18 protein-coding genes are annotated in these 22,185 nt (G+C 66.5%); 9 read left to right on the top strand and 9 right to left on the bottom strand.

The genetic code is table 11. From position 1 onward, the window contains the following. Positions 1-11: 11 nt before the first annotated feature. Entirely contained in the window at positions 12-674 is a 663-nt protein-coding gene (locus U5782_RS31830; protein ID WP_322047849.1) for a response regulator, read from the bottom strand. Positions 675-1,129: 455 nt separating this feature from the next. On the opposite strand from U5782_RS31830, the gene dacB reads away from it, so the two are divergent. The 3 genes from dacB to U5782_RS31815 all read left to right on the top strand — a co-directional run bounded on the left by dacB (position 1,130) and on the right by U5782_RS31815 (position 5,692). Further along, positions 1,130-2,836 carry a D-alanyl-D-alanine carboxypeptidase/D-alanyl-D-alanine-endopeptidase gene (dacB, locus tag U5782_RS31825; RefSeq protein WP_322047848.1) on the top strand — a complete coding sequence of 569 codons (1,707 nt, stop codon included), beginning with the start codon at positions 1,130-1,132 and terminating at the stop codon, positions 2,834-2,836. A gap of 364 nt (positions 2,837-3,200) precedes the next feature. Further along, positions 3,201-4,124 (top strand): sterol desaturase family protein, encoded by a 924-nt coding sequence (locus tag U5782_RS31820; protein WP_322047847.1) that lies wholly within the window; start codon positions 3,201-3,203, stop codon positions 4,122-4,124. A 185-nt stretch (positions 4,125-4,309) separates the two neighbouring features. Beyond that, positions 4,310-5,692 carry an SGNH/GDSL hydrolase family protein gene (locus tag U5782_RS31815; RefSeq protein WP_322047846.1) on the top strand — a complete coding sequence of 461 codons (1,383 nt, stop codon included), beginning with the start codon at positions 4,310-4,312 and terminating at the stop codon, positions 5,690-5,692. 96 nt (positions 5,693-5,788) lie between these two features. Here the strand turns inward: U5782_RS31815 and U5782_RS31810 are convergent, their stop codons facing one another. From U5782_RS31810 to U5782_RS31780, 7 genes are all read right to left on the bottom strand, one after another. Next, complete coding sequence (locus U5782_RS31810) at positions 5,789-6,823, bottom strand: L-threonylcarbamoyladenylate synthase (protein WP_322047845.1); 1,035 nt, start codon at positions 6,821-6,823, stop codon at positions 5,789-5,791. 26 nt (positions 6,824-6,849) lie between these two features. After that, entirely contained in the window at positions 6,850-8,067 is a 1,218-nt protein-coding gene (locus tag U5782_RS31805; RefSeq protein WP_322047844.1) for a 5-(carboxyamino)imidazole ribonucleotide synthase, read from the bottom strand. A gap of 122 nt (positions 8,068-8,189) precedes the next feature. Further along, positions 8,190-8,708 (bottom strand): 5-(carboxyamino)imidazole ribonucleotide mutase, encoded by a 519-nt coding sequence (purE, locus tag U5782_RS31800; protein ID WP_028217826.1) that lies wholly within the window; start codon positions 8,706-8,708, stop codon positions 8,190-8,192. A 44-nt stretch (positions 8,709-8,752) separates the two neighbouring features. After that, positions 8,753-9,643 (bottom strand): phosphoribosylaminoimidazolesuccinocarboxamide synthase, encoded by an 891-nt coding sequence (locus tag U5782_RS31795; protein ID WP_322047843.1) that lies wholly within the window; start codon positions 9,641-9,643, stop codon positions 8,753-8,755. A 228-nt stretch (positions 9,644-9,871) separates the two neighbouring features. After that, positions 9,872-10,936 carry a class II fructose-bisphosphate aldolase gene (gene fba / locus U5782_RS31790; protein WP_322047842.1) on the bottom strand — a complete coding sequence of 355 codons (1,065 nt, stop codon included), beginning with the start codon at positions 10,934-10,936 and terminating at the stop codon, positions 9,872-9,874. Between the two features lie 443 nt (positions 10,937-11,379). Then, positions 11,380-12,816 (bottom strand): pyruvate kinase, encoded by a 1,437-nt coding sequence (gene pyk, locus U5782_RS31785; protein ID WP_322047841.1) that lies wholly within the window; start codon positions 12,814-12,816, stop codon positions 11,380-11,382. A 483-nt stretch (positions 12,817-13,299) separates the two neighbouring features. Then, a complete protein-coding gene (locus tag U5782_RS31780) occupies positions 13,300-14,499 on the bottom strand; it encodes a phosphoglycerate kinase (RefSeq protein WP_322047840.1) in 1,200 nt (399 codons plus the stop codon). 587 nt (positions 14,500-15,086) lie between these two features. Between U5782_RS31780 and U5782_RS31775 the strand changes: the two genes are divergently transcribed. The 6 genes from U5782_RS31775 to U5782_RS31750 all read left to right on the top strand — a co-directional run bounded on the left by U5782_RS31775 (position 15,087) and on the right by U5782_RS31750 (position 20,241). Then, positions 15,087-16,007 (top strand): branched-chain amino acid transaminase, encoded by a 921-nt coding sequence (locus tag U5782_RS31775; protein WP_322047839.1) that lies wholly within the window; start codon positions 15,087-15,089, stop codon positions 16,005-16,007. A 57-nt stretch (positions 16,008-16,064) separates the two neighbouring features. After that, complete coding sequence (locus tag U5782_RS31770) at positions 16,065-16,259, top strand: zinc-finger domain-containing protein (protein WP_224016465.1); 195 nt, start codon at positions 16,065-16,067, stop codon at positions 16,257-16,259. 353 nt (positions 16,260-16,612) lie between these two features. Next, positions 16,613-17,638, top strand: a complete 1,026-nt coding sequence (gene waaF / locus U5782_RS31765) for a lipopolysaccharide heptosyltransferase II (RefSeq protein WP_322047838.1) — start codon at positions 16,613-16,615, stop codon at positions 17,636-17,638. A gap of 303 nt (positions 17,639-17,941) precedes the next feature. After that, positions 17,942-18,388 (top strand): nuclear transport factor 2 family protein, encoded by a 447-nt coding sequence (locus tag U5782_RS31760; RefSeq protein ID WP_322047837.1) that lies wholly within the window; start codon positions 17,942-17,944, stop codon positions 18,386-18,388. A gap of 169 nt (positions 18,389-18,557) precedes the next feature. Further along, entirely contained in the window at positions 18,558-19,640 is a 1,083-nt protein-coding gene (locus U5782_RS31755) for a hydrolase (protein ID WP_322047836.1), read from the top strand. After that, entirely contained in the window at positions 19,633-20,241 is a 609-nt protein-coding gene (locus tag U5782_RS31750; protein WP_322047835.1) for a DUF2946 family protein, read from the top strand. The genes U5782_RS31755 and U5782_RS31750 overlap by 8 nt, the downstream gene beginning before the upstream one ends. Positions 20,242-20,249: 8 nt before the next feature. On the opposite strand, the gene U5782_RS31745 is transcribed toward U5782_RS31750, so the two are convergent. Beyond that, entirely contained in the window at positions 20,250-22,085 is a 1,836-nt protein-coding gene (locus U5782_RS31745) for a M48 family metalloprotease (protein ID WP_322047834.1), read from the bottom strand. Between the last annotated feature and the right edge of the window lie 100 nt (positions 22,086-22,185).

Below are 22,185 nucleotides of genomic sequence, written 5' to 3'. Positions count from 1 at the left end.
TGGGGGCGTCCTCATGCGTCCTTCGCGATCATGTAGCCGAGGCCGCGCACATTGCGGATCAGGTCGGCGCCGAGCTTTTTGCGCAGCGCATGGATATAGACCTCGACCGTATTGCTGCCGATCTCCTCGCCCCAGCCGTACATCTTTTCTTCGAGCTGGGTCTTGGAGAGCACCGCGCCCGGACGCGCGAGCAGCGCTTCGAGCAACGCGAATTCGCGCGCTGAGAGCGCAACCGGCGTGCCGTCCTGGGTCACCTGATGCGAGGCCGGATCGAGCGTGATCGAGCCGTGACGGATGGTGGAATCGCTGCGGCCCGACTGGCGGCGGATCAGCGCGCGCATGCGCGCGCCGAGTTCGTCGAGATCGAACGGTTTGATGAGGTAATCGTCGGCGCCCGCATCGAGACCTTTCACGCGATCCGCGATCGCGTCGCGGGCCGTGAGGATCAGCACGGGCAAAGCGATGCCCCGCGCGCGCAGCGTGCGCAGCACTTCGAGGCCGTCGCGTTTGGGCAATCCGAGATCGAGCAGCATCAGATCGTAGGTCTCGCCGCTCGCGGCCGAGAGCGCGGCTTCGCCGTCCTCGACCCAATCGACCGCAAAACCCTCGCCGCGCAGCGCCTTGCGCACGCCCTCGGCGATCATGCGGTCATCTTCGACTAGCAGTATGCGCATCGTAGTGAAATGGCAGAGCGGCGCTAAACACGCCGCACTTCGTTGATGACGATGGCTGCATTCTAGCGCCTCGCCGTGGCGTTCCTGCCCGATGCGCATCCGACGCACACCCGACGCGCCGCACGTTCAAGGGTGCGAACCTTGCAGCAACCCTGCGCTCGCGTAACGTTTTCCCACCTTTTTCCGCGCTTTTTCCACATTTCGCGCCGCAGACACGCGCGCACCGCGCGAGGTCTTTACAATGGGCGCTTTTGCGGCGCGCAACGCCGCGATGCGTACGCGCCCTTTCATTTTCATGTGGCTGCGCAGGCATCGCGAACGCAGTGCGCCCGCGAGTTTTCGTTTCCCGTTTGCGTTATCCGCGTCCGCGCGCGACGTCGCGAAGCCCCCTTCCGGGCGCTTGCGCCGTGCGCGGTCCCCCGGTCCCCTACGCCCGCCCACGCCCGACGTTTTTCATGCTGCCCGTGCCGCCCGTTTCGCTGTCCCGACTTCGTCCTCTCCGTACCCTGCGCGCCGTCCTTACCCCGCTGCGCGCGCCGCGTCCCCTCGCGCTCGCCCTGGCCTGCGCCGCGCTCGCCACGGCCTTCGCCGGCATGCCCGTCGCCCAGGCCCAGCCCGACGGCGCGCCGCGCCTGCCTTCGGTCAACGTCAGCACGAATCTGCCGCCCAGCGTCACGGCAGCGCTCGAGCGCGCGCACGTGCCGCTCTCGTCGGTGAGCGTGGTGATCGAGAAGGTGGGCGACCGCCAGCCGAGCGTCGCCGTCAACGCGGGGCAGCCGATGATGCCCGCCTCGACGATGAAGCTCGTCACCACCTGGAGCGGCCTCGCGATGCTCGGCGCCGACTACCGCTGGAAGACGACCGCCTACACCGACGGCGAAGTCGATGCGAGCGGCACGCTGCACGGCAATCTCTACATCAAGGGCACGGGCGACCCCAAGCTCGTCCCTGAAGAGCTGATCGACCTCGTGCAGAAGATCCGTCAGTCCGGCGTCACGCGTATCGAAGGCTCGCTCGTGCTCGACAAGAGCGAATTCGATCCGTCCACGCGCGACCTGCCCTCGTTCGACGGCGACGAAAGCGCGCCGTACAACGTCGGCCCCGATCCGCTCATGTACGCGTTCAAGGCCGTGTCGTTCACGTTCTCGCCGTCGCGCGAAGGCGTTTCGATCGACGTGGTGCCGCCCGTCGCGCAATGGCAGATCGACAACCAGATCCACGCGCGCGCGGGTTCATGCGGCGGCATGCTGCCGAGCCCGCAGGTCACGCCGGGCGCGAACGGTCTCGTCACGGCGAGCTTCGCGGGCAACTACGCGATGCGCTGTGGCGAGCGCACGCTCAACATGGCCGCGCCGGTCGATCACTCGACCTTCTTCGCCGACGGCTTCCTCGCGCTCTGGCAACAGGCCGGCGGCACCTTCGCGGGCACCACGCGCGAAGGCGTCGTGCCGCCGCGCGCACGCGTGCTGGGCGTGCATCAAAGCCCGCCACTCGCGGACGTCGTGCACGACATCAACAAGTTCAGCAATAACGTGATGGCGCGCAATCTGTTCCTCACGCTCGGCGCCGTCGAGAACAAGCCGCCTGCGACCACGACCAAGGCCGCCGCGGCCGTCACCACCTTCCTGCACAAGAACGGCCTGGCCATGCCCGAACTCGTGCTCGACAACGGCTGCGGCCTCTCGCGCGAGGAGCACGTGAGCGCCCTGTCGCTCGCGAACCTGCTGCAAACCGCGAACGCGAGCCCGGTCGCGCAGGTGTTCATCGATTCGCTGCCGATCGTCGGCGTCGATGGCACGATGCGCAACCGCCTCACCAACGCGGGCGTGGGCGGCAACGCGCACATCAAGACCGGCACGCTGCGCGACGTGCGCGCGATCGCGGGCTACGTGGCCGCCGAGAACGGTTCGAGCTGGATCGTCGTGAGTCTGATCAACGACCCGCGCGCCGAAGGCGCACGCGCCGCACACGACTCGCTGCTCGAATGGGTCTACAAGGGCATGCCCGAAGAAGCGCCGGTCTATGTCGATCCGCATCCGAAGCGTTCGACCAAGGCGTCGCGTGCGGGACACGCATCGAAGGCCGTTGGACACGTGGAACGCGTCGACTACAAGGCCCCGACGAAGAAGGCGGCGACAAAGAAGAAACACGCCGCGCATTGAAGGCGCGTTGAGGACATTGAATGCGGGCGGGCACGGGCTCGGCCGCATTCAGGCGCGCTCAAGCACACTGCCGCACCGGTCTTTCGCAAGCCGCTGCGCACCGGCACTCGACGCCTCTCCAGGCGCTCAAAAGCCGCGTAAAACCACCGCGAACGTTCTGCTCGCGGTCGCTCCCCTCGAAGTTTTCCTCTAGCAAAGCCCCGAGCGTCACGCGTGCGGGGCGTGTACCCTGACGGGCACAGTCCGTGCAGCGCGACTCATTACACCTACGCGCGCCGGCGTCCGCATCAGACGGACACGAGACAGAGACAACACCGCCGCACTGCCACGCCAGTGCCGCCCACGGGACAGGAGGACGACGTTCGTGCAGTTCGACGCTGAATGGCTGCTGCTCGCGCTCGCGCCCGTGTTTCTCGCCTGCATCGGCTGGGAGGCCTGGCACCTCGCCCGCACCCGCGCAGGCGCCGCGCTCTACAGTTGGCCCGACACGCTCTGCAACGCCGCGCTCGCCCTCATGCATCAAGGCGCCGACAAGCTCGCCTGGCTCGTCGCCATTCCCGTCTACGCATGGGTCTACCAGCACTGGCGTCTCGTCGACTGGCATCCGGGGCTGCTCGCGTGGCTCGCGCTCTTCCTCGCCCAGGACCTGCTCTACTACGTGTTCCACCGCGCAAGCCATCGCGTGCGCTGGCTCTGGGCCGCGCACGTCGTCCATCATTCGTCGGGACGCCTGAATCTTTCGACGGCGTTTCGCCAGAGCCTCATGTATCCCGTCGCGGGCATGTGGATCTTCTGGATTCCGCTCGCCGTGCTCGGTTTCACGCCCACGCAGATCGTGGCCATCGTGCTCGTCAATCTCGCGTTCCAGTTCTTCGTGCATACCCAGGCCATCGGCAAGCTCGGCTGGCTCGAATACGTCTTCAATACGCCCTCGATGCATCGCGTCCATCACGCGCGCAACGACCGCTATATCGACCGCAACTATGCGGGCGTGCTCGCGATCTGGGATCGCCTGTTCGGCAGCTATGTCGAGGAAGACGCGCACGAGCCGCCCGTGTACGGCATCGTCAAGCCGCTCGATACCTATAACCCGCTCAAGGCGAGCTTTCACGAATGGATCGCGATGGCGCGCGACTTTGCCCGCATGCCCGACTCGCGCACGCGGCTTGCTGCGTTGTTCGCACCACCCGACTGGTGTGCGCGCCACGACGCGAAATATGCGCAAGACACGAAATCAGCGGTGACGGAAAACAACACCGAGGGTGACTTCGGGTCGCGCAAGACCTGAGAGATTGCGTAGGCTGTTGGCCACAGCCCCGGGGATGTACGCAAACCACAACGAGCGATGCGCGGCCTGGCATCGCGAGGCAGTCGAAGCGGTGCTTTTGCGCCGCCCGAAGACTTACAGACGTATCAGAAGCTGGCATCAAGGCAATGGCAACACAGGCCACATACAGAGGAGATGAAGTGAATATGAAGCATCAAGGACCGAGACACCGTACGCTGCTGCGCGCCACCCAGATCGCCCTCGCGAGCGCGGCCTTCGCGCTCCTCGCCGCCTGTGGTGGCGGCGGTAGCGGCGACAACAACTCGTCGAGCGCCACGCCGCCCTCGGGCACGAAGTTGCAGGTGGTGGCATTCGGCACCAGCCTGTCGGACGCCGGCACCTATTCCGAGCAGATCGCGCCGGGCTTCGGCGGCGGCCGCTTCACGACCAACCCGGGCGAAGTCTGGACGCAGAAAGTCTCCGAGTATTTCGGCAACACGCTCAGCCCGGCCTTCGAAGGCGGCTTCGGCCTGCCGCTGACGGCCACGGGCGGCCTCGACTACGCACAGGGCGGCGCACTGGTCGCCACCGGCGGCGTGAGCAACACCAGCGCCGCGATTCCGCAGGCGAGCCAGCAGCCCGTCACGTGGCAGCTCCAGCAATATCTGGCGCAGCACGGCAGCTTCAACGCGAGCCAGCTCGTGCTCGTCGAAGGCGGCGCGAATGAAATCCTCGGCCTCGTGAGCAACAGCGCCGCGGGCCTGACGAGCTTCGGCACGGCGCTGGCATCGAGCAGCTACGCCTCGCTCGTGAGCAACACGACGGTTCAGCAGAACACGGCCGCAGCACTGGTCGCGAAGGGCTTCACGGCTGCACAGGCACAGGCGCTCGTGCCGGCCGCGGTGCTGCTCCAGGTGATCCAGGCGGACACCAACGCGAGCACCGACTTCGCCTCGGTCCTGCCGATCCTCACCGCCGCGGGTACGCTGGCCAACCTCGTCAACACGCAGATCGCCGGTACGCCGAAGGTCGCCGTGGTGACCGTGCCCGACATCGGCAAGACGCCGGCCGCGCTCGCCGTCGATGCGGCCGCGAAGGTCACGCCCGGCTCTTCCGGCGCACCCGACCAGGCGCTCTCGCTGATCACGGCGGCGTACAACCTCACGCTCATCGAAGGCCTGTCGAGCTCGATCGCCGCCAAGCAGGTCGTGCTCGTCGATACGTTCTCGTGGCTCGACCAGTCGATCACGAACGCCGCGAGCCTGGGCTTCACCGTGACGAACACCGCAACGGCGTGCAACCTGACGCAGATGGAAACCAACGCGACCAACTTCGCGCTGGCGCATCCGTCGGTGCTGGGCCTGCCGGCCGGCACGTCGCAGGACGTGATCAATGCCGCAGCCGCCGTGTATGGCTCGAACTTCGGCTCGTCGCTGTTCTGCTCGCCGCAAACGCTGGTCGCCGCCAACGCGCCCACGACCTATATGTTCGCGGATCTGGTGCACCCGACGACGGAACTGCACGCGCAGTTCGCCTCGTACGTCGAGACGCAACTGGCTGCGGCTGGCATCGGCAAGGCGCCGCAGTAAGCGTGAACGCGCAGGTTCGCCCTGCGCAAAACAAAACACCCCACGCGCCTTGCGGCCGTGGGGTGTTTTTTCATCCGATTCGAATGCAGCGGAACGTCAGTCCTGCTGTTGCTCGAATGCCGCCGCCGCGCGACCGAGCCGATCGTTCACGGCGATCCACTCAATGGTTTCCGGCAGCTTTTCGATCAGGATGCGCGAGACGTTCGCACGGTCGAGCGCACGCAGCAAGCTGTAAAGCTCGCGCGCGTAGACCTGCGGCTCTTCCGGCGCAGCCACGAAATGCACGTTTGCCGCTTGCGCCCACTCGCCCGCGCGCGAGACACGCGCCACCAGCGCCACGGTCTCGCCCGCGTCGCGTGCGGCGTCGAGCATCGGTGCAAGCGCGTCGAACGGCAGCAGCGCGAGCGGCGTGCGCGGCGCGTAGTGCGCCTTGAGCGTGCCGGAAGCGCGCGGCGCCGTGGCGTCCGAGCCGTCGGGCAAACGCGGCGCTTCGCCCAGCACGCGCGCGATGTCTTGCGGGCTCACGTGACCGGGTCGCAGCAAGGCCGGAAAGCCGCGCGAGAGATCGAGAATCGTCGATTCAATACCGACGTCGCACGCGCCGCCATCGAGCACATGCACCGCCGCGCCGAACTCGTCGCGCACGTGTTGCGCCGTGGTCGGGCTGACGTGGCCGAAGCGGTTCGCCGACGGCGCCGCAACGCCGCCATGACCGCCCCGCCGCTGCGAGAACGCCGCCAGCAGGCGCTGCGCCACCGGATGCGACGGGCAGCGCAGGCCTACCGAGTCCTGACCGCCGCTCACCGCATCGGGAATGCGCGCGTGGCGCTTGACGATCAGCGTGAGCGGACCGGGCCAGAAGGCCTCGACGAGCTTCTGCGCCGCTTCCGGCCATTCGGCTGCCCAGTAGGTCGGATCGCCGCCCGGCGGCAGATGCACGATCACCGGATGGTTGGCCGGACGGCCCTTGGCCGCGTAGATACGCGCGACCGCCTCGGGCGAGGCCGCATCGCCGCCGAGGCCGTAGACGGTCTCGGTGGGGAACGCGACCAGCTCACCGGCGTCGAGCAGCGCGGCGGCTTGCTCGATCTCGGCGTCGGTCGGATGCGGTGAGTTCTGCTGATCGGACATGGAGTGACTCAACTTCAGGTCCAAACTCAGCTCGTGACGATGTGCAGCAAGCGCGCGCAATCGCGTGCGGCCGTGCGTGCTTCGTCGAGCGTCGGCGCGGTGAAGTTCACGTGACCCATCTTGCGGCCCGGACGCGCTTCTTCCTTGCCGTACAGATGCACGCGCGCAGCGGGCATCGCCGCGACCTGATCCCACGGCGGCGTGACGGGCGCGGCGCCCTTTTGCGCCTTGGCCTCACCAGCGCCTGCCGGGAACCACACGTCGCCGAGGATGTTGAGCATCACAGCCGGCGAATGCTGGCGCGTGTCGCCGAGCGGCATGGCCGTCATCGCACGCACCTGCTGCTCGAACTGGCTCGTTGCGCACGCATCGGTCGTGTAGTGACCCGAGTTGTGCGGGCGCGGCGCCATTTCGTTGGCGACCATCGAACCGTCTTCGAGAATGAAGAACTCCACGCACAGCACGCCCACATAGCCGAGCTTCGCGGCGATCTGCAACGCGGCCTGCTGGGCCTGTTGCACGAGCGCTTCGCTCGCGTCCGGCGCGGGCACGATGGTGTGCGACAGCACGCCGTTGCGGTGCGTGTTCTGCGCGAGCGGATAGACCGCGGCCGCGCCGTTCGCGCCGCGCGCGATCAGCGCGCTCACTTCGAACTTGAGCGGCAGGCGCTTTTCCAGCACGCAGGGCACGCCGCCAAGCGACGCATGCGCTTCGCGCACTTCGTCGGCGTTGGTCACGCGAATCTGGCCTTTGCCGTCGTAACCCATGCGCGCGGTCTTGAGGATGCCGGGCAGCACGTCGGCGAGCGTCTGGTCGTCGATGGCGGCGAGCGCCTGCGACGATTCGATCACCACGTGCGGCGCGACCGGCACGCCCGACGATGCGATAAAGCGCTTTTCGGCGATGCGGTCCTGCGCGATGGCCACGCAGCGGCCGGCGGGACTCACGAAGGTCGATTTGGCGAGCGCGTCGAGGCTCGCGGCGGGCACGTTCTCGAATTCGGTCGAGATGGCCGCGCACAGGCGCGCGAGTTCGGTCAGCGCGGCTTCGTCGTCGTAGGCGGCGCAGATGTGGCGGTCGGCCACGGTGCCTGCGGGGCTCGTCGCGTCGGGATCGAGCACGGCGACGCGGTAGCCCATCGCCTGGGCGGCAAAGCAGAACATGCGGCCGAGTTGGCCGCCACCCACCATGCCCAGCCAGGCGCCAGGCAGGATCGGTGAAACCGGAGAATTGTCAGGAGTCATCTTCGTGGTCGGTCGCGGCTGGCCGCGGCGCGTGGGGGGTGCGTCGCGCGGACAGACCGGGGGTTTAACGTCGGCGGGGGGCACACGTCTCACGACGCGCCACCCACGCCGACGACAGGCGCTTACAGCGCCGGCAACACCATCGCATGCGCCGCTTCATTCTGGCGCACGCGGAAAGCAGCAAGCTTGTTCGCGTATTCGGGGTCGGTCACGCTCAGCATCGAGACCGCGAAGAGCGCCGCATTGGCCGCACCCGCCTCGCCGATGGCGAAGGTCGCGACCGGCACGCCCTTAGGCATCTGCACGATCGAGTGGAGCGAGTCCACGCCCTTGAGGTACTTGCTGACCGCCGGCACGCCGAGCACGGGCACCGTGGTCTTGGCCGCCAGCATGCCCGGCAGGTGCGCCGCGCCGCCCGCGCCCGCGATGATCGCGCGCAGGCCGCGCTCGCGCGCTTTTTCCGCGTACTCGAACATCTCGTCGGGCATGCGGTGCGCCGACACGACCTTGGCCTCGTAGGCGACGCCGAACTCCTGCAGGATCGCGACCGCGTGCTTCATCGTGTCCCAGTCGGAGCTGGAACCCATCAACACGCCGACGAGTGGCGCCGCGTGCTGGTGAGCCGTCTGAACTTCGCTCATTGTGCTTCCTTCTTCCCTCTATTACGTACTGTAGACAGGCGGCTTTACGCCAGCTTCTGGCCGGTCAGGCGCTCGAGCGCTTCCTGATACTTGGCCGAGGTCTTCTCGACGACTTCGTCGGGCAGCTTCGGCGCCGGCGGCTCTTTCTTCCAGTCCTGGGTTTCGAGCCAGTCGCGCACGAACTGCTTGTCGAACGACGGCGGGTTCGAGCCCACCTGGTACTGGTCGGCCGGCCAGAAGCGCGACGAGTCGGCGGTGAGCGCCTCGTCCATCAGGAACAGCTGGCCGTTGTTGTCCAGACCGAATTCGAACTTGGTGTCGGCGATGATGATGCCGCGCGTGGCCGCGTAGTCAGCCGCTTCCTTGTACAGCTTGATCGAGATTTCCTTGATCGTGCGCGAGAGTTCGGTGCCGATGCGGCGCTCCATCTCGTCGTACGTGATGTTCTCGTCGTGATGGCCCATTTCGGCCTTCGCTGCCGGCGTGAAGATCGGCTCGGGCAGCTTTTGCGCGTTTTGCAGGCCTTCGGGCAGTTGCACGCCGCACACGGCGCCGGTCGCCTGATAGTCCTTCCAGCCGCTGCCGGCCAGATAACCGCGCACCACGGCTTCGACGAGGATCGGCTCGAGGCGCTTCACCACGACAGCGCGGCCCTTGACCTGCTCGACTTCGTCGGCGGCCACGACGGTTTCCGGCGCCACGCCCGTGAGGTGGTTCGGCACGACGTGCTTGAGCTTCTCGAACCAGAAGTCGGCCATCTGGTTGAGCACCTCGCCCTTGCGCGGAATCGGCTCACCCATGATGACGTCGAACGCCGACAGGCGGTCGGTCGTGACGATCAGCAGCTTGTCGGCGCCGACGGCATAGTTGTCGCGGACCTTGCCGCGGCCCAGAAGCGGCAGCGAGCGGAGCGTGGATTCGTAGAGGGTAGACATCGTCGTGATTCGCTAAAAAGACAGTACGAGGACTATCGGACTATCGGAACAGAGGCGGAACCCCGGCCTGCGAGGCAAGCTGAAGGCGGAATTCTGAAGGTATTGCGAGGGTAAACCAAAAAGCACGTCGCCGTCCCCCAAAACAGGCGGAAACGGCGACGTTTTGTCTCGCCACGGACGCGGGGCCAAGGCCGCGCGCGTCCGCAGATGACGTCGGCTGGCGTGAGCTTAGCGGACGATCTGTGCGAGTTCGCCCGACTTGTACTTGTCGGCGATCTTGTCGAGCGAGATCGGCTTGATCTTGCCCGCCTGGCCTTCGCAGCCAAACGCGAGGAAGCGGTCCACGCACACCTTCTTCGCGGCTTCGCGGGCCGGCTTCAGGTAATCGCGCGGGTCGAACTTCGACGGGTTTTCAAACATATAGCGACGGATCGCGCCGGTGATCGCCAGACGCAGGTCGGTGTCGATATTGATCTTGCGCACGCCGTGACGAATGCCTTCCTGGATCTCCTCCACCGGCACGCCGTACGTTTCCTTCATATCGCCGCCGAATTCGCGGATTTCAGCCAGCAGTTCCTGCGGCACCGACGACGAACCGTGCATGACCAGGTGCGTGTTCGGGATGCGTGCGTGGATTTCCTTGATGCGCTGGATCGACAGGATGTCGCCCGTGGGCTTCTTGGAGAACTTGTACGCGCCGTGCGAGGTGCCGATCGCGATCGCCAGTGCGTCGCACTGGGTCAGCTTGACGAAGTCGGCGGCCTGCTCCGGGTCCGTCAGGAGCTGTTCGCGCGTCATGGTGCCTTCGGCGCCGTGACCGTCTTCCTTGTCGCCCATCAGCGTTTCCAGCGAACCGAGCACGCCCAGTTCCGCTTCGACCGTGACGCCGATCGAGTGCGCCATTTCCACGACCTTGCGCGACACATCGACGTTGTACTCGTACGAAGCGACCGTCTTGCCGTCGGCTTCGAGCGAACCGTCCATCATCACGCTGGTGAAACCGCTGCGGATCGCGGCCATGCAGACTGCCGGCGATTGGCCGTGGTCCTGGTGCATCACGACGGGGATATGCGGATACGACTCGACCGCCGCTTCGATCAGGTGGCGCAGGAACGGCTCGCCCGCGTACTTACGCGCGCCGGCCGAGGCCTGCATGATCACGGGCGAACCGACCTGGCTGGCCGCTTCCATGATCGCCTGAACCTGTTCGAGGTTGTTCACGTTGAACGCGGGCAGACCGTAGCCGTTTTCGGCCGCATGGTCGAGCAGTTGACGCATTGAAACGAGAGGCATTGTTGCTACTCCTTTGATTTGAAACGAATTGCTTCGTGCCGCCGGCCGTCTTGCGCAGCCGGTCGAGGGCGGCCTGGCAGCCGCCTCCCGCGTGCTCGTCGCGGGCTCAATGACGTGATTTTATCGCGAAGCGACTGCAATTCCCGCGCCGAAACGCGTAACTGGCATGAAATTGGCGTATCGGAACGTCAGATCGGCGAGAAGATGCAAAAAGGATTGACAGCGCGCGTCTAGACCCACCTGCGCGATGACCGAAATTGCGGGGATTTGCCTCGATTTCACTGCGATTTAGCAGACAACTAGCACCGATCTGGCGCCGGTCTGATACCAATGTGATACCAGTCGACGCCAGCGGTGCGTTACTTCTTCAGCCGATTATTTTTCGCGTTTTGGGCACACTTTTCGATGCGTCCCGAAAATAAAGCGAAAAAAATCCCGCCGATTTACAGCACGTCGCCCACACGCACGATCTTCAGCGTGTTGGTGCCGCCGGGCTGACCCATCGGCTCGCCCACGGTCAGCACGATCATGTCGCCGCGCGACGCGTAGCCCTTGCTCACCACCACTTCGATCGCCTGCTGCAGCGCCGTGTCGCGGTCGCTGCTGGTGTCCAGATGCAGCGGCGTGACATTGCGGTAGAGCGACATCGCGCGCTCGCTGGCCTCACGCGGCGTGAGCGCGAAGATCGGCACGTGGGTCCAGTGACGCGACATCCACAGTGCGGTCGAGCCCGATTCCGTCAGCGCGACAATCGCCTTCGCGCCCAGGTGGTAGGCCGTAAACAGCGCGCCCATGGCGATCGACTGGTCGATGCGCGTGAAGGTGCGGTCGAGGAAATCCTTGTCCAGCTCGGATTGCTCCGACTTTTCGGCTTCCAGGCAGATCGCGGCCATCGTCTCGATGGTTTGCACCGGGTACTTGCCCGCCGCCGATTCGGCCGAGAGCATCACCGCGTCGGTGCCGTCGAGCACGGCGTTGGCGACGTCCGAGACTTCCGCGCGGGTGGGCACCGGCGCGTAGATCATCGACTCCATCATCTGCGTGGCCGTGATGACGAGCTTGTTCGACTCGCGCGCCATGCGGATCATGCGCTTTTGCAGCGCGGGCACCGCCGCGTTGCCGACTTCGACGGCCAGGTCGCCGCGAGCGACCATGATGCCGTCCGACGAATCGAGAATTTCCTGCAACGCGGGGATCGCCTCCGCGCGCTCGATCTTGGCGATCATCTTCGGCTTGATGCCGTGAGGTGCGCCCGCGATGTTGGCGAGCTGGCGCGCCATTTCCATGTCGGTGGCGTTCTTCGGGAACGACACGGCCACGAAGTCCACGCCGATCGACATCGCCGTGCGGATGTCCTCCATGTCCTTCGCGGTGAGCGCCGGCGCCGTGAGGCCGCCGCCCTGGCGGTTGATGCCCTTGTTGTTGGACAGTTCGCCGCCGACCTTCACGACCGTATGAATCTCGCTGCCGATCACGCGCGAGACGTCGAGCACGATCAGGCCGTCGTTGAGCAGCAGCACGTCGCCGGGCTTGAGGTCGCGCGGCAGGTCTTTGTAGTCGAGGCCGACGCGCTCGTCGTTACCGAGTTCGCACTCGGCGTCGAGAATGAAGGGCTGGCCCGGTTCGAGCGTCGTCTTGCCGTTCTCGAACTTGCCGACGCGAATCTTCGGGCCTTGCAGGTCGGCCATGATCGCGACTTCGCGACCGGCCTGACGGGCGCATTGCCGCACGTTCTCCGCACGCTGACGATGATCGTCGGCGGTGCCGTGCGAGAAGTTGAGGCGCACCACGTCCAACCCTGCGCGGATCATTTTCAGCAGGATGTCCGGCGTGCTGGAAGCCGGACCGATGGTGGCGACAATCTTGGTGGCGCGATGCATGAGTCTCCTCGTCTGGAAAGGATCGCTGGGAAAACCGTTACTGCGAGAAGTGCTGGACGGCTGCGCCTGCGCGGGTGTGGCTTGCGCGGCGTGGCCGTTACGCGCACCGGTCAGACCCGGCGTCGCTTTCTTGGAGGGCGCCGCGGCGGTCGGAGTGACCGGGGCGGCGTTTCTTGTATGCGGTAGCGTCGTCGTCGCACGCGATTCAGCGGTCGCGGCGCCAGACGGCGTCAGTTCATGTTCGGCTACAGGTGCGGCTACAGGTGCGGCTGCTGGCACGGCTGCTGGTACGACTACAGGCTCGGACGCCGGCACGGCTGCGGGTGTCGCGCCCGCGCGCGTCGTGCCTGACTTTCCTGGCGTGCCAGGCAAGGGCGCTGCGCGCCCCTGCTGTTTCGCGGCGGCCCCGGCTGCGACGCGCTTTTGCGCATTCGCACGGGGAAGTTTCACATTGGCCTTCCCGGCCGGGGCGCGCGGCGCCACTTAGGAAGCCGCCCGGGTTTCGAGCACTTCGACTGCCGGCAGCTTCTTGCCTTCGAGGAACTCGAGGAAAGCGCCGCCGCCGGTCGAGATGTAGCTCACCTTGTCAGCGATGTTGTACTTGGCGATGGCTGCGAGCGTGTCGCCGCCGCCAGCGATCGAGAACGCGCCCGAATTGGCGATGGCGTCCGCGAGCGTCTTGGTGCCGTTGCCGAACTGGTCGAACTCGAACACGCCGACCGGGCCGTTCCACACGATCGTGCCGGCCTGCGAGAGCTGCGCGGCGAGCGCGTTGGCCGTGACCGGGCCGATGTCGAGGATCATGTCGTCGTCGGCGACGTCAGCGACATTCTTCGTCTCGGCCTTGGCCGTCGGCGAGAATTCCTTGGCCGTCACCACGTCGGTCGGGATCGGCACCGAGGCGCCACGTGCACGCGCCGCGTCGATAATCGCCTTGGCGTCGTCCACCAGATCGGCTTCGGCAAGCGACTTGCCGATCTTCAGGCCGGCCGCCAGCATGAACGTGTTGGCGATGCCGCCGCCGACGATCAGCTGATCGACCTTTTCGGCCAGCGACTTGAGAATGGTGAGCTTGGTCGAGACCTTGGAACCGGCGACGATCGCCACCAGCGGACGCTTGGGTGCGCCGAGCGCCTTGCCGAGCGCGTCGAGTTCAGCGGCCAGCAGCGGGCCTGCGCAGGCGATGCCCGCGTACTTCGCGATGCCGTAGGTGGTGGCTTCGGCGCGGTGCGCCGTGCCGAAGGCGTCGTTGACGTAGATGTCGCAGAGCGCGGCCATCTTTTGCGCCAGCTCGTCCGAGTTCTTCTTCTCGCCCTTGTTGACACGGCAGTTTTCGAGCAGGACGACGTTGCCCGGCTCGACGTTCACGCCGTTTTCAACCCAGTTCGCGACCAGCGGCACGTCGCGGCCGAGCAACTCGGCCAGACGCTTCGCGACCGGCGCGAGCGAGTCTTCGGGTTTGAATTCACCTTCGGTCGGGCGGCCCAGGTGGGACGTGACCATGACGGCCGCGCCCGCATCCAGCGCGGCCTTGATGGCCGGCACGGACGCGCGCACGCGGGTGTCTTCGGTGATGTTGCCGTGGTCGTCCTGCGGCACGTTCAGGTCGGCGCGGATGAACACCCGCTTGCCCTTGAGCTTGCCTTCGGAGATCAGATCGGATAGACGCAGAACCTTGTTCATGGACATGTCATCTTGATGGTGGGAAGGCGGTGACAAGACGATGCAGGTCCGCTGAACCAGCGGGTGAAGGCTGGTCAAGGCGGCGAAGGCGCGACGGGCGCGGCGCGGGATCCACGCAGCAGCCGTCTCCAGGCGCTGGCGCGGGTCGCTTGCTCGGCGCTCGGCACGAGCCGGCATCGAATTGCGAGATCGGTATTTTAGCCGATAGCCAGGATGATCTGAGGCGTGCTTCGGCGAATCTCCCGTATTTGGGAGAACGCTGAGTGCGAGGCTTACATTTTCGCAACGCAACATGAGAACCGGGGGCAGCTCGCATGGCAATGGCGCCGGGAAACCCCTCAGGCCTGCCCGAATCGGCCAGGCAGACGCCGCGAAAGTGCCCCGAAGCCCCGCCGCGCGCGCCCGCGAGCGCGCTCGCGGTGCATAAATGACGTTAGAATGGTCCTCTTTGCCAAACGCAAGCGTGGCGTGCCGGCGCACCGGGGCGCGCAGCGTGGCGAAGGGCCGTCAAGAACGGTTTTCGCCGGGTTTTTGCCGGTTTTGGCACCGTTATTCACCGCTTTTACTGCACTCGCCTGGAGAATCGTATGTCAATGGCCGACCGTGACGGCAAGATCTGGATGGACGGCAAGCTGGTGGACTGGCGCGACGCCAACATCCACGTGCTGACCCACACGCTGCACTACGGCATGGGCGTCTTCGAAGGCGTGCGCGCCTACAAGACGGCCAATGGCACCGCCATCTTCCGCCTCGCCGAGCACACCAAGCGTCTGCTCAACTCGGCCAAGATCTTCCAGATGGACGTACCGTTCGACGCGAAAACGCTGTCCGACGCCCAGCTCGAAGTCGTGCGCGAGAACAAGCTCGAATCGTGCTACATCCGTCCGATCATCTGGGTCGGCTCGGAAAAGCTCGGCGTATCGGCCAAGGGCAACACCATTCATGTGGCCATCGCGGCCTGGCCGTGGGGCGCCTATCTGGGCGAAGACGGCCTCGCCAAGGGCATCCGCGTGAAGACCTCGTCGTTCACCCGCCATCACGTGAACGTGTCGATGGTGCGCGCGAAGGCATCGGGCTGGTACGTGAACTCGATCCTCGCCAACCAGGAAGCCACCGCCGACGGCTATGACGAAGCCCTGCTGCTGGATGTGGACGGCTACGTCTCGGAAGGCTCGGGCGAAAACTTCTTCCTCGTCAACAACGGCAAGATCTACACGCCGGATCTCGCGTCCTGCCTCGACGGCATCACGCGCGACACGGTCATCACGCTGGCGCGCGACATGGGTATCCCCGTGATCGAAAAGCGCATCACGCGCGACGAGGTCTACACCAGCGACGAAGCGTTCTTCACCGGCACCGCCGCCGAAGTCACGCCGATCCGCGAACTGGACAACCGCACCATCGGTTCCGGCTCGCGCGGCCCGATCACCGAGAAGCTGCAATCGGCTTTCTTCGACGTGGTCTCGGGCAAAAACGAGAAATACGCGCACTGGCTCGCGAAGGTCTGACGACCCGCTGCGCCAGAGGCAACATTGCGCCCCACTGCTACACAGAGAATCATCCCCATGAGCGAACTGAAGGAAATGCCGCTGGTCGAGTTGAAGGCCAAGGACCTGCCGGCGTACTGCCCGAACCCGTCGATGCCGCGCTGGAGCAATCATCCGCGCGTCTTTATCGACGTCACGCACGGCGAAGCGAAGTGCCCGTATTGCAGCACGCGCTACAAGCTGAAGGACGGCGAGGTCGTGCACGGCCACTGACGGCACGCGGCCGCGCAGCGCTTTGCGCACGGCCGCGCCGGGTGAAGCCGATAGCCGCTGGAACGGAGTTGGAGCGCGCTCGGGGTGTTCACACCGCGGGCGCGCTTGATTGCTTCCCTGCGCGCTCGAGCACGATCGGGCATTTCCTGCTGCTTTCGGCCGCTGCCGAAATTTGGCATTCCCGACGTTAGCGCGGGGCAGCACCCGGCACGCTACGTGCGCCACGTGCAGACCCCGCAACTCCCGACGCGCCTCGCGCGTCGTTTTTTCAACCGCGTTTCGCGCATGCCGACGCTGGCCCTAACCGGCCGCCCGTGCCCGAAACCTTTGCCTTTTCCGGACTTTGAATCCCGATGCGCCGCGCGCTGGTAATTGCACCGAACTGGATCGGTGACGCACTGATGGCGCAGCCGCTCTTTTCGCGGCTCGTAAAACTGCATCCGCGTATCGAAATCGACGCGATTGCGCCCTCCTGGGTTGCGCCCGTACTCGAGCGCATGCCCGAGATACGCGACGTCTACGCCACCGACCTCGCCCACAGCAAGCTGCAACTGTTGCGCCGCTGGCAACTGGCGAGCGATCTGCGCGCCGAGCACTACGACGCGGCCTACGTGCTGCCGAATTCGCTCAAGTCCGCGCTGATCCCGTGGCTCGCGAACATCCCGCTGCGGATCGGCTACACCGGCGAGAGCCGCTATGGCCTGCTGAACGTGCGCCACGCGAATCCGCCCAAGGACGAGCGCCCGCCGATGGTCAAGCACTACGCCGCGCTCGCCTGGGCGCCCGGCGCGAAGGTGCCCGACGATCTGCCGCTGCCGCGTCTTGAATCGGATCCGAACGAAGCGTCGCGCGTCTCGGCGCGCTTCAATCTGGACACGCGCGTGCCGCTGCTGGTGTTCTGCCCCGGCGCCGAATACGGCCCCGCCAAGCGCTGGCCGCCCGAGCATTTCGCGGCGCTCGCGCGCATGGTCGGCCAGTCGTTCCCGTACACGCAGATCGTCGCGCTCGGTTCGCCCAAGGACGCTCCGCTCGCCCAGGCGATCGCCGACCAGGCGCCCAACGTGCGCAACCTGTGCGGCCAGACCGCGCTCGGCGAAGCCTGCGCGCTGATCTCGCGTGCGAGCGCCGTGGTCACCAACGACTCCGGCCTGATGCACGTGGCAGCCGCGCTGCGCCGCCCGCTGGTGGCGATCTACGGATCGACGGATCCGCGCCACACGCCGCCCTTGTCCGAGCTTGCAAAGGTACAATGGTTGCATCTCGACTGTAGTCCCTGCTTTGCGCGCGAGTGTCCGCTCGGGCATCAGAACTGCCTGCGCGAACTCAGCGCGGAACAGGTCTTCGACGATTTGCGCGGCATGCTGGTCGCCCAACGCTAAGGACATGTGCTGCACGTCTTGCGTTGCGCGGCAACCACGCGTCGCGACGTGGATGTGCGGCATGCCACCGACGCCGCGACCGGGGCGCGCGCCCAATTCAGGTAACGCGCGCCGCTCGCACAAGCCTGGGCAGCCCGGCACGCCTCGACGCGTCACAGGCCTGTCTCGCATCACGCGCATGCTCGCGGCTGCCGGTTCAGGACCGCGTCCCGCGCCGTGCAACCGTCCGGACATCGCCAGTCGCGGCATAGCAAACCGAAGCCACCGCCAACCCGCGCGCGAAGCGCATCAGATCAACGAGCCATGCCACGTTTTGCCCACATCTTCGAAGCCGCCGCGGACACTCTCAACGCGTACTACCAGGCCGTCGCGGAGGTCAATATCGACGCGTTGATGGGTCTGTGGATCGACGAGGAATTCGTTAGCTGCATCAGCGCCGAGGGCGCGCATCTGCACGGCCTGGCCGATATTCGCGCGGGCCTTGCCTCGCAGCTGACGGCAGCGCCGGTGTCGATCGAACCGCTCGACATCCGCGTGTACGACAGCCTGGGCACCGTGGTCTATGCCATCGTGGAAGCGCACCGCCCCGTGGATCCGAACGCGATTCCGGCGATGGTCTTCACGACCTACGTGATGGTTCACGAACGCGGCGAGTGGCGCATCGCGCACATTCACGCGAGCCGTATGCCGGACGACGCGGCCAGCCAGTTCTCGGCGAAGCTGCGCCACGGCCAGGGCGCGCTGCACTAAAGCGCGCGCCCACTAAAGCGCGCGCCGAAAAGGTCAAAGCGCGGCCAAAGCACGGCCAAAGCGGCGCGCGAGACGCCGCGACGTTTCATGCGGATTCGCTTTCATGCGAACCGCCTCGCTGTAGCAGGGCAGGAACAAGAAGTCACGCAGTTGCAAGAAGGGGACGGCCATGAGCACGACAGGCGACGAAGCAACCAAATTCGACGCGGCATCGCAAGCCGCATCGTCCGTCCTGAACGAAGCACCCAGCCCTGCGGGCGCGGGCTTCGGCTACCGGGCGCCGTTCTGGCTGCCGGGCGCGCATATCCAGACCATCGTCCCCGCCCTGTTCTCACGTTTGCCCCTACCCGTTTACCGGCGCGAGCGCTGGAATACGCCCGACGGCGACTTCATCGAACTCGACTGGGTCGAGGTGAGCGCCTCCACGCCTGCCAACGCCCCGCTTTTCGTGCTGTTCCACGGCCTGGAGGGCAGTTCCGGCTCGCACTACGCGCGTGCGCTCGCCGCGGCCGCCACCGCGCGCGGCTGGCGTGCGGTGATCCCCCACTTTCGCAGCTGTAGCGGGCCGATGAATCTGCTGCCGCGCTTCTACCACCTCGCCGACGCCGCCGAAGTCAACTGGGTGCTGCGCCGCCTCGCCGCCCAGCACGCGGGCCCGCTCGTGGCCGCGGGCGTCTCGCTCGGCGGCAACGTGTTGCTGCACTGGCTCGCCCAGCAGCGCGAGGATGCGCGCATCGTCAGCGCCGCGGCCGCGATTTCCGCGCCGCTCGACGTGCACGCAGGCGGCAAGATGCTCGCGAGCGGCTTCGGCATGATCTACACGCGCAGCTTCCTCAAGACGCTCAAGATCAAGGCGCTGCAAAAGCTCGACCAGTTCCCGGGCCTGTTCGATGCCGAGGCCGTGCTCGCGACCCGCAACATGTACGAATTCGACGACGTCGTCACCGCGCCGCTGCATGGCTTCCAGAGCGCGCACGACTACTGGACCCGCGCGACGGTGCGCCCGAAGCTCGGCGAGATCGCAGTGCCGACGCTGCTGCTCAACGCCCGCAACGACCCCTTCCTGCCGAGCGACGCGCTGCCCGCGCGTCATGAAGTCAGCGCCGCCGTGGAGCTGGATCAGCCCGAGGACGGCGGCCACGTCGGTTTCATGACCGGGCCGTTTCCGGGGCGCTGCGAGTGGCTCGCGCAACGCGTGACCCAGTACCTGTCGCCCCATCTCCCCGCTTCCCCTCACACCGCACATGGATGACATCGTCAAGCAGGCCCTCGCGCGCTGGCCCAACGTTCCCGCTTGCAGCGGCTGGCTGCGGCTCGACGCGCGCGGCCACTGGCGTCTGCGCGACGAAGCCGACCAGGCTCAAGGCGCGCCAGGCACGCCGGTACGGCACGATGCGCTGAACGCCTTTATCGGCCGCAACTACGAGCGCGATGCGCTCGGCCAGTGGTATTTCCAGAATGGACCGCAACGCGTGTTTGTCGAGCTGGAGTACACGCCGCTCGTCGTGCGCCTCGCGCACGATGGCGAGGGTTCGCTCACGCTCACCGACCAGGCGGGCCATCCGTTCGAGCCGGTCGCAGCGTGGCTGGACGAGCACGGCAGCGTGCTGTTCGCCGATGCGGGAAATGCCGATAACGACGTGAAGCCGCGCGTGGCGCTGCTGCACGATCACGATCTGGACGGGTTTGCCGAGCACGCGACGCTCGCCGACGACGGCCAGAGCGGCGTATTCCACTGGCGCGCGGGCATCGACCTGCCGCTCCAGGCCATCGCGCGCGACGATGTGCCCGCGCGATTCGACTTCGTGCCCAGTCCCGAACAAAGAGAGAAAGTGCAGAAAGCATCGGGCTGAGCGCGGCCTCAACCTCGATCCTTCTCCTCGGCGCGCTCTTCCTTGTAGCGCGCCTCGAAGTCATGCAAGCGCGCGTCGATCGTCGATAGATCGTAAAAGCCCACCGATTTCATATCGCGCGCCTCCTTCAACTGCCGGATCGCCGACGGCCACGCACCATCGAGCGCGAACTTCTCCGCGAGCGCGCGGCGTTGCGTGAGCTGATCGCCGAGCCCCGCGCTCGACTGCGCGAGATACTGCCACCACGCGCCCTGCTGCGGCTCCGCTCCGGTCTCGCGACGCGCCAGCGTCTGCGCTTCCTTGAAGCGACGCGCGACGATCAAGGCCTGCAACAGTGTGTCGGTGGCCGCATGCGATGTGGGCCACGCCGCGTGCGCGGCTTGCGCGAGCCGCACGGCGTCGTCGCTGCGGCCTGCGCGCCGGGCGATATCGGCGGCGAGCACATCAAGACTCGGCGAGCTGCGCTGCCGGCTGCCGTCCGCGACCTCGAACTGCGCGAAGGCCGCGCGCGCGGTCGCAAGCGAGGCCTGCGCGTCGTCGTAACGTTCGAGCTGCAACTGCGCGAACGCGATGCCGTACCAGTTCGCCGCCACATTCACCGCAATGCGATCGTCGATCTCCGCGCGCAGACGCGAAATCTCCTCGAGATACTCACCCCGCGTGCGGTCCTGCAACACCCGCACGCGAGCGCGCACGAAACCGAATTCCGATGCCTGACGCGGCTGCCGATACGGCGCGCGGCGCGCGCGATCCTGCATATCGGCGATGCGCTCGCCATTGAGCGGGTGCGTGCGCGCATAGGCGGGCACGCCGGCGTCGCCCATCGACGCGCGTTCGAGCCGCTCGAAGAACGCCACCATGCCCCAGGGATCGTAGCCCGCACCCGCAAGCAGCTGAAAGCCGACGCGATCCGCTTCGTGTTCGGCGGCGCGCGAGAAGCGCAGTTGGCTATCGACGGCGTACGCCTCGCTGCCGATCGCAATGGCACTGCCGAGGTCGCCGCTGCGCGCGAGCACGCCCGCGAGAATGCCGAACAGGATGCCCGCGAGCGTCGCATAACCGGTGCGCTCGTTCTGCGAGAGCATGCGCGCGATGTGCCGCTGCAAGACGTGCCCCATCTCGTGGCCGAGCACGGAGGCCAGTTCCGATTCGGTCTGCGTCGCCACGATCAAACCGGTGTTCACGCCGATGAAACCGCCCGGCAGCGAAAACGCGTTGATCTGCGCGTCGCGCACCGCGAAGAGATCGAAGTCGGGCCGATAGCCGCCGATGAACTGCGCCGCCGCCGAGGCGGACAAGCGCGCGGCAACCGAATCGAGATAGTCGAGCACGAGCCAGTCGCCGATGTAGTCGGGATCGCGCCGGATCTCGCGCATCACGCGCTCGCCGACGCGGCGCTCGGCCTGCGGCGTGAGCGCGCCGCCCGAACCGTCGCCCAGATCGGGCAGTTGCGGCACCCACGCGGGCGCGTGCACACTGGCGTTGCCCGGCGTCGTGCCCGGGCCCGGCTGACTCGACCACGTCTGGCCGAAGCGGCTTTGCGCGCCGCCATAGGTGCCGAACACGCCCTGCGCGATCGAGGCGGGGATAACGGGTTCGGCGGCGTCATCGAGTGCGCCGCTCACGAGCGCGGGCGCATTCGGCGCGAGCGAGACTGAAGATGGGTGCGAAGCAGAGGATGTGCTGACGGACGCTGTCGATGTGACAGATTTCGCCGAACCCAGATCGAGTACGGCGGCATGCGGCGCCGATGCCCCGCTGCCGCCCGGCGTCTGCGCCCAGGCTGGCCCGGGAACGGCAAGCGAAGCGCACAACCAGCCAGCTAGCAGCCGTTTCAGAAGCATCGATGTCGGGTCGGGAGAACAGACAGCGCAAGATGCTGGCGCGGCGGCCAGCCACCGGGCGATTGTAGCCCGCAATCCCGCCCTCGAATCTGGGCGCGCA

The sequence above is a fragment of the Paraburkholderia sp. J67 genome, assembly GCF_905220265.1.
Classification (GTDB): Bacteria; Pseudomonadota; Gammaproteobacteria; order Burkholderiales; family Burkholderiaceae; genus Paraburkholderia.
The sequence above is the reverse complement of the archived record's forward strand: the minus strand, read 5'-3'. Positions and strand labels throughout refer to the sequence as shown.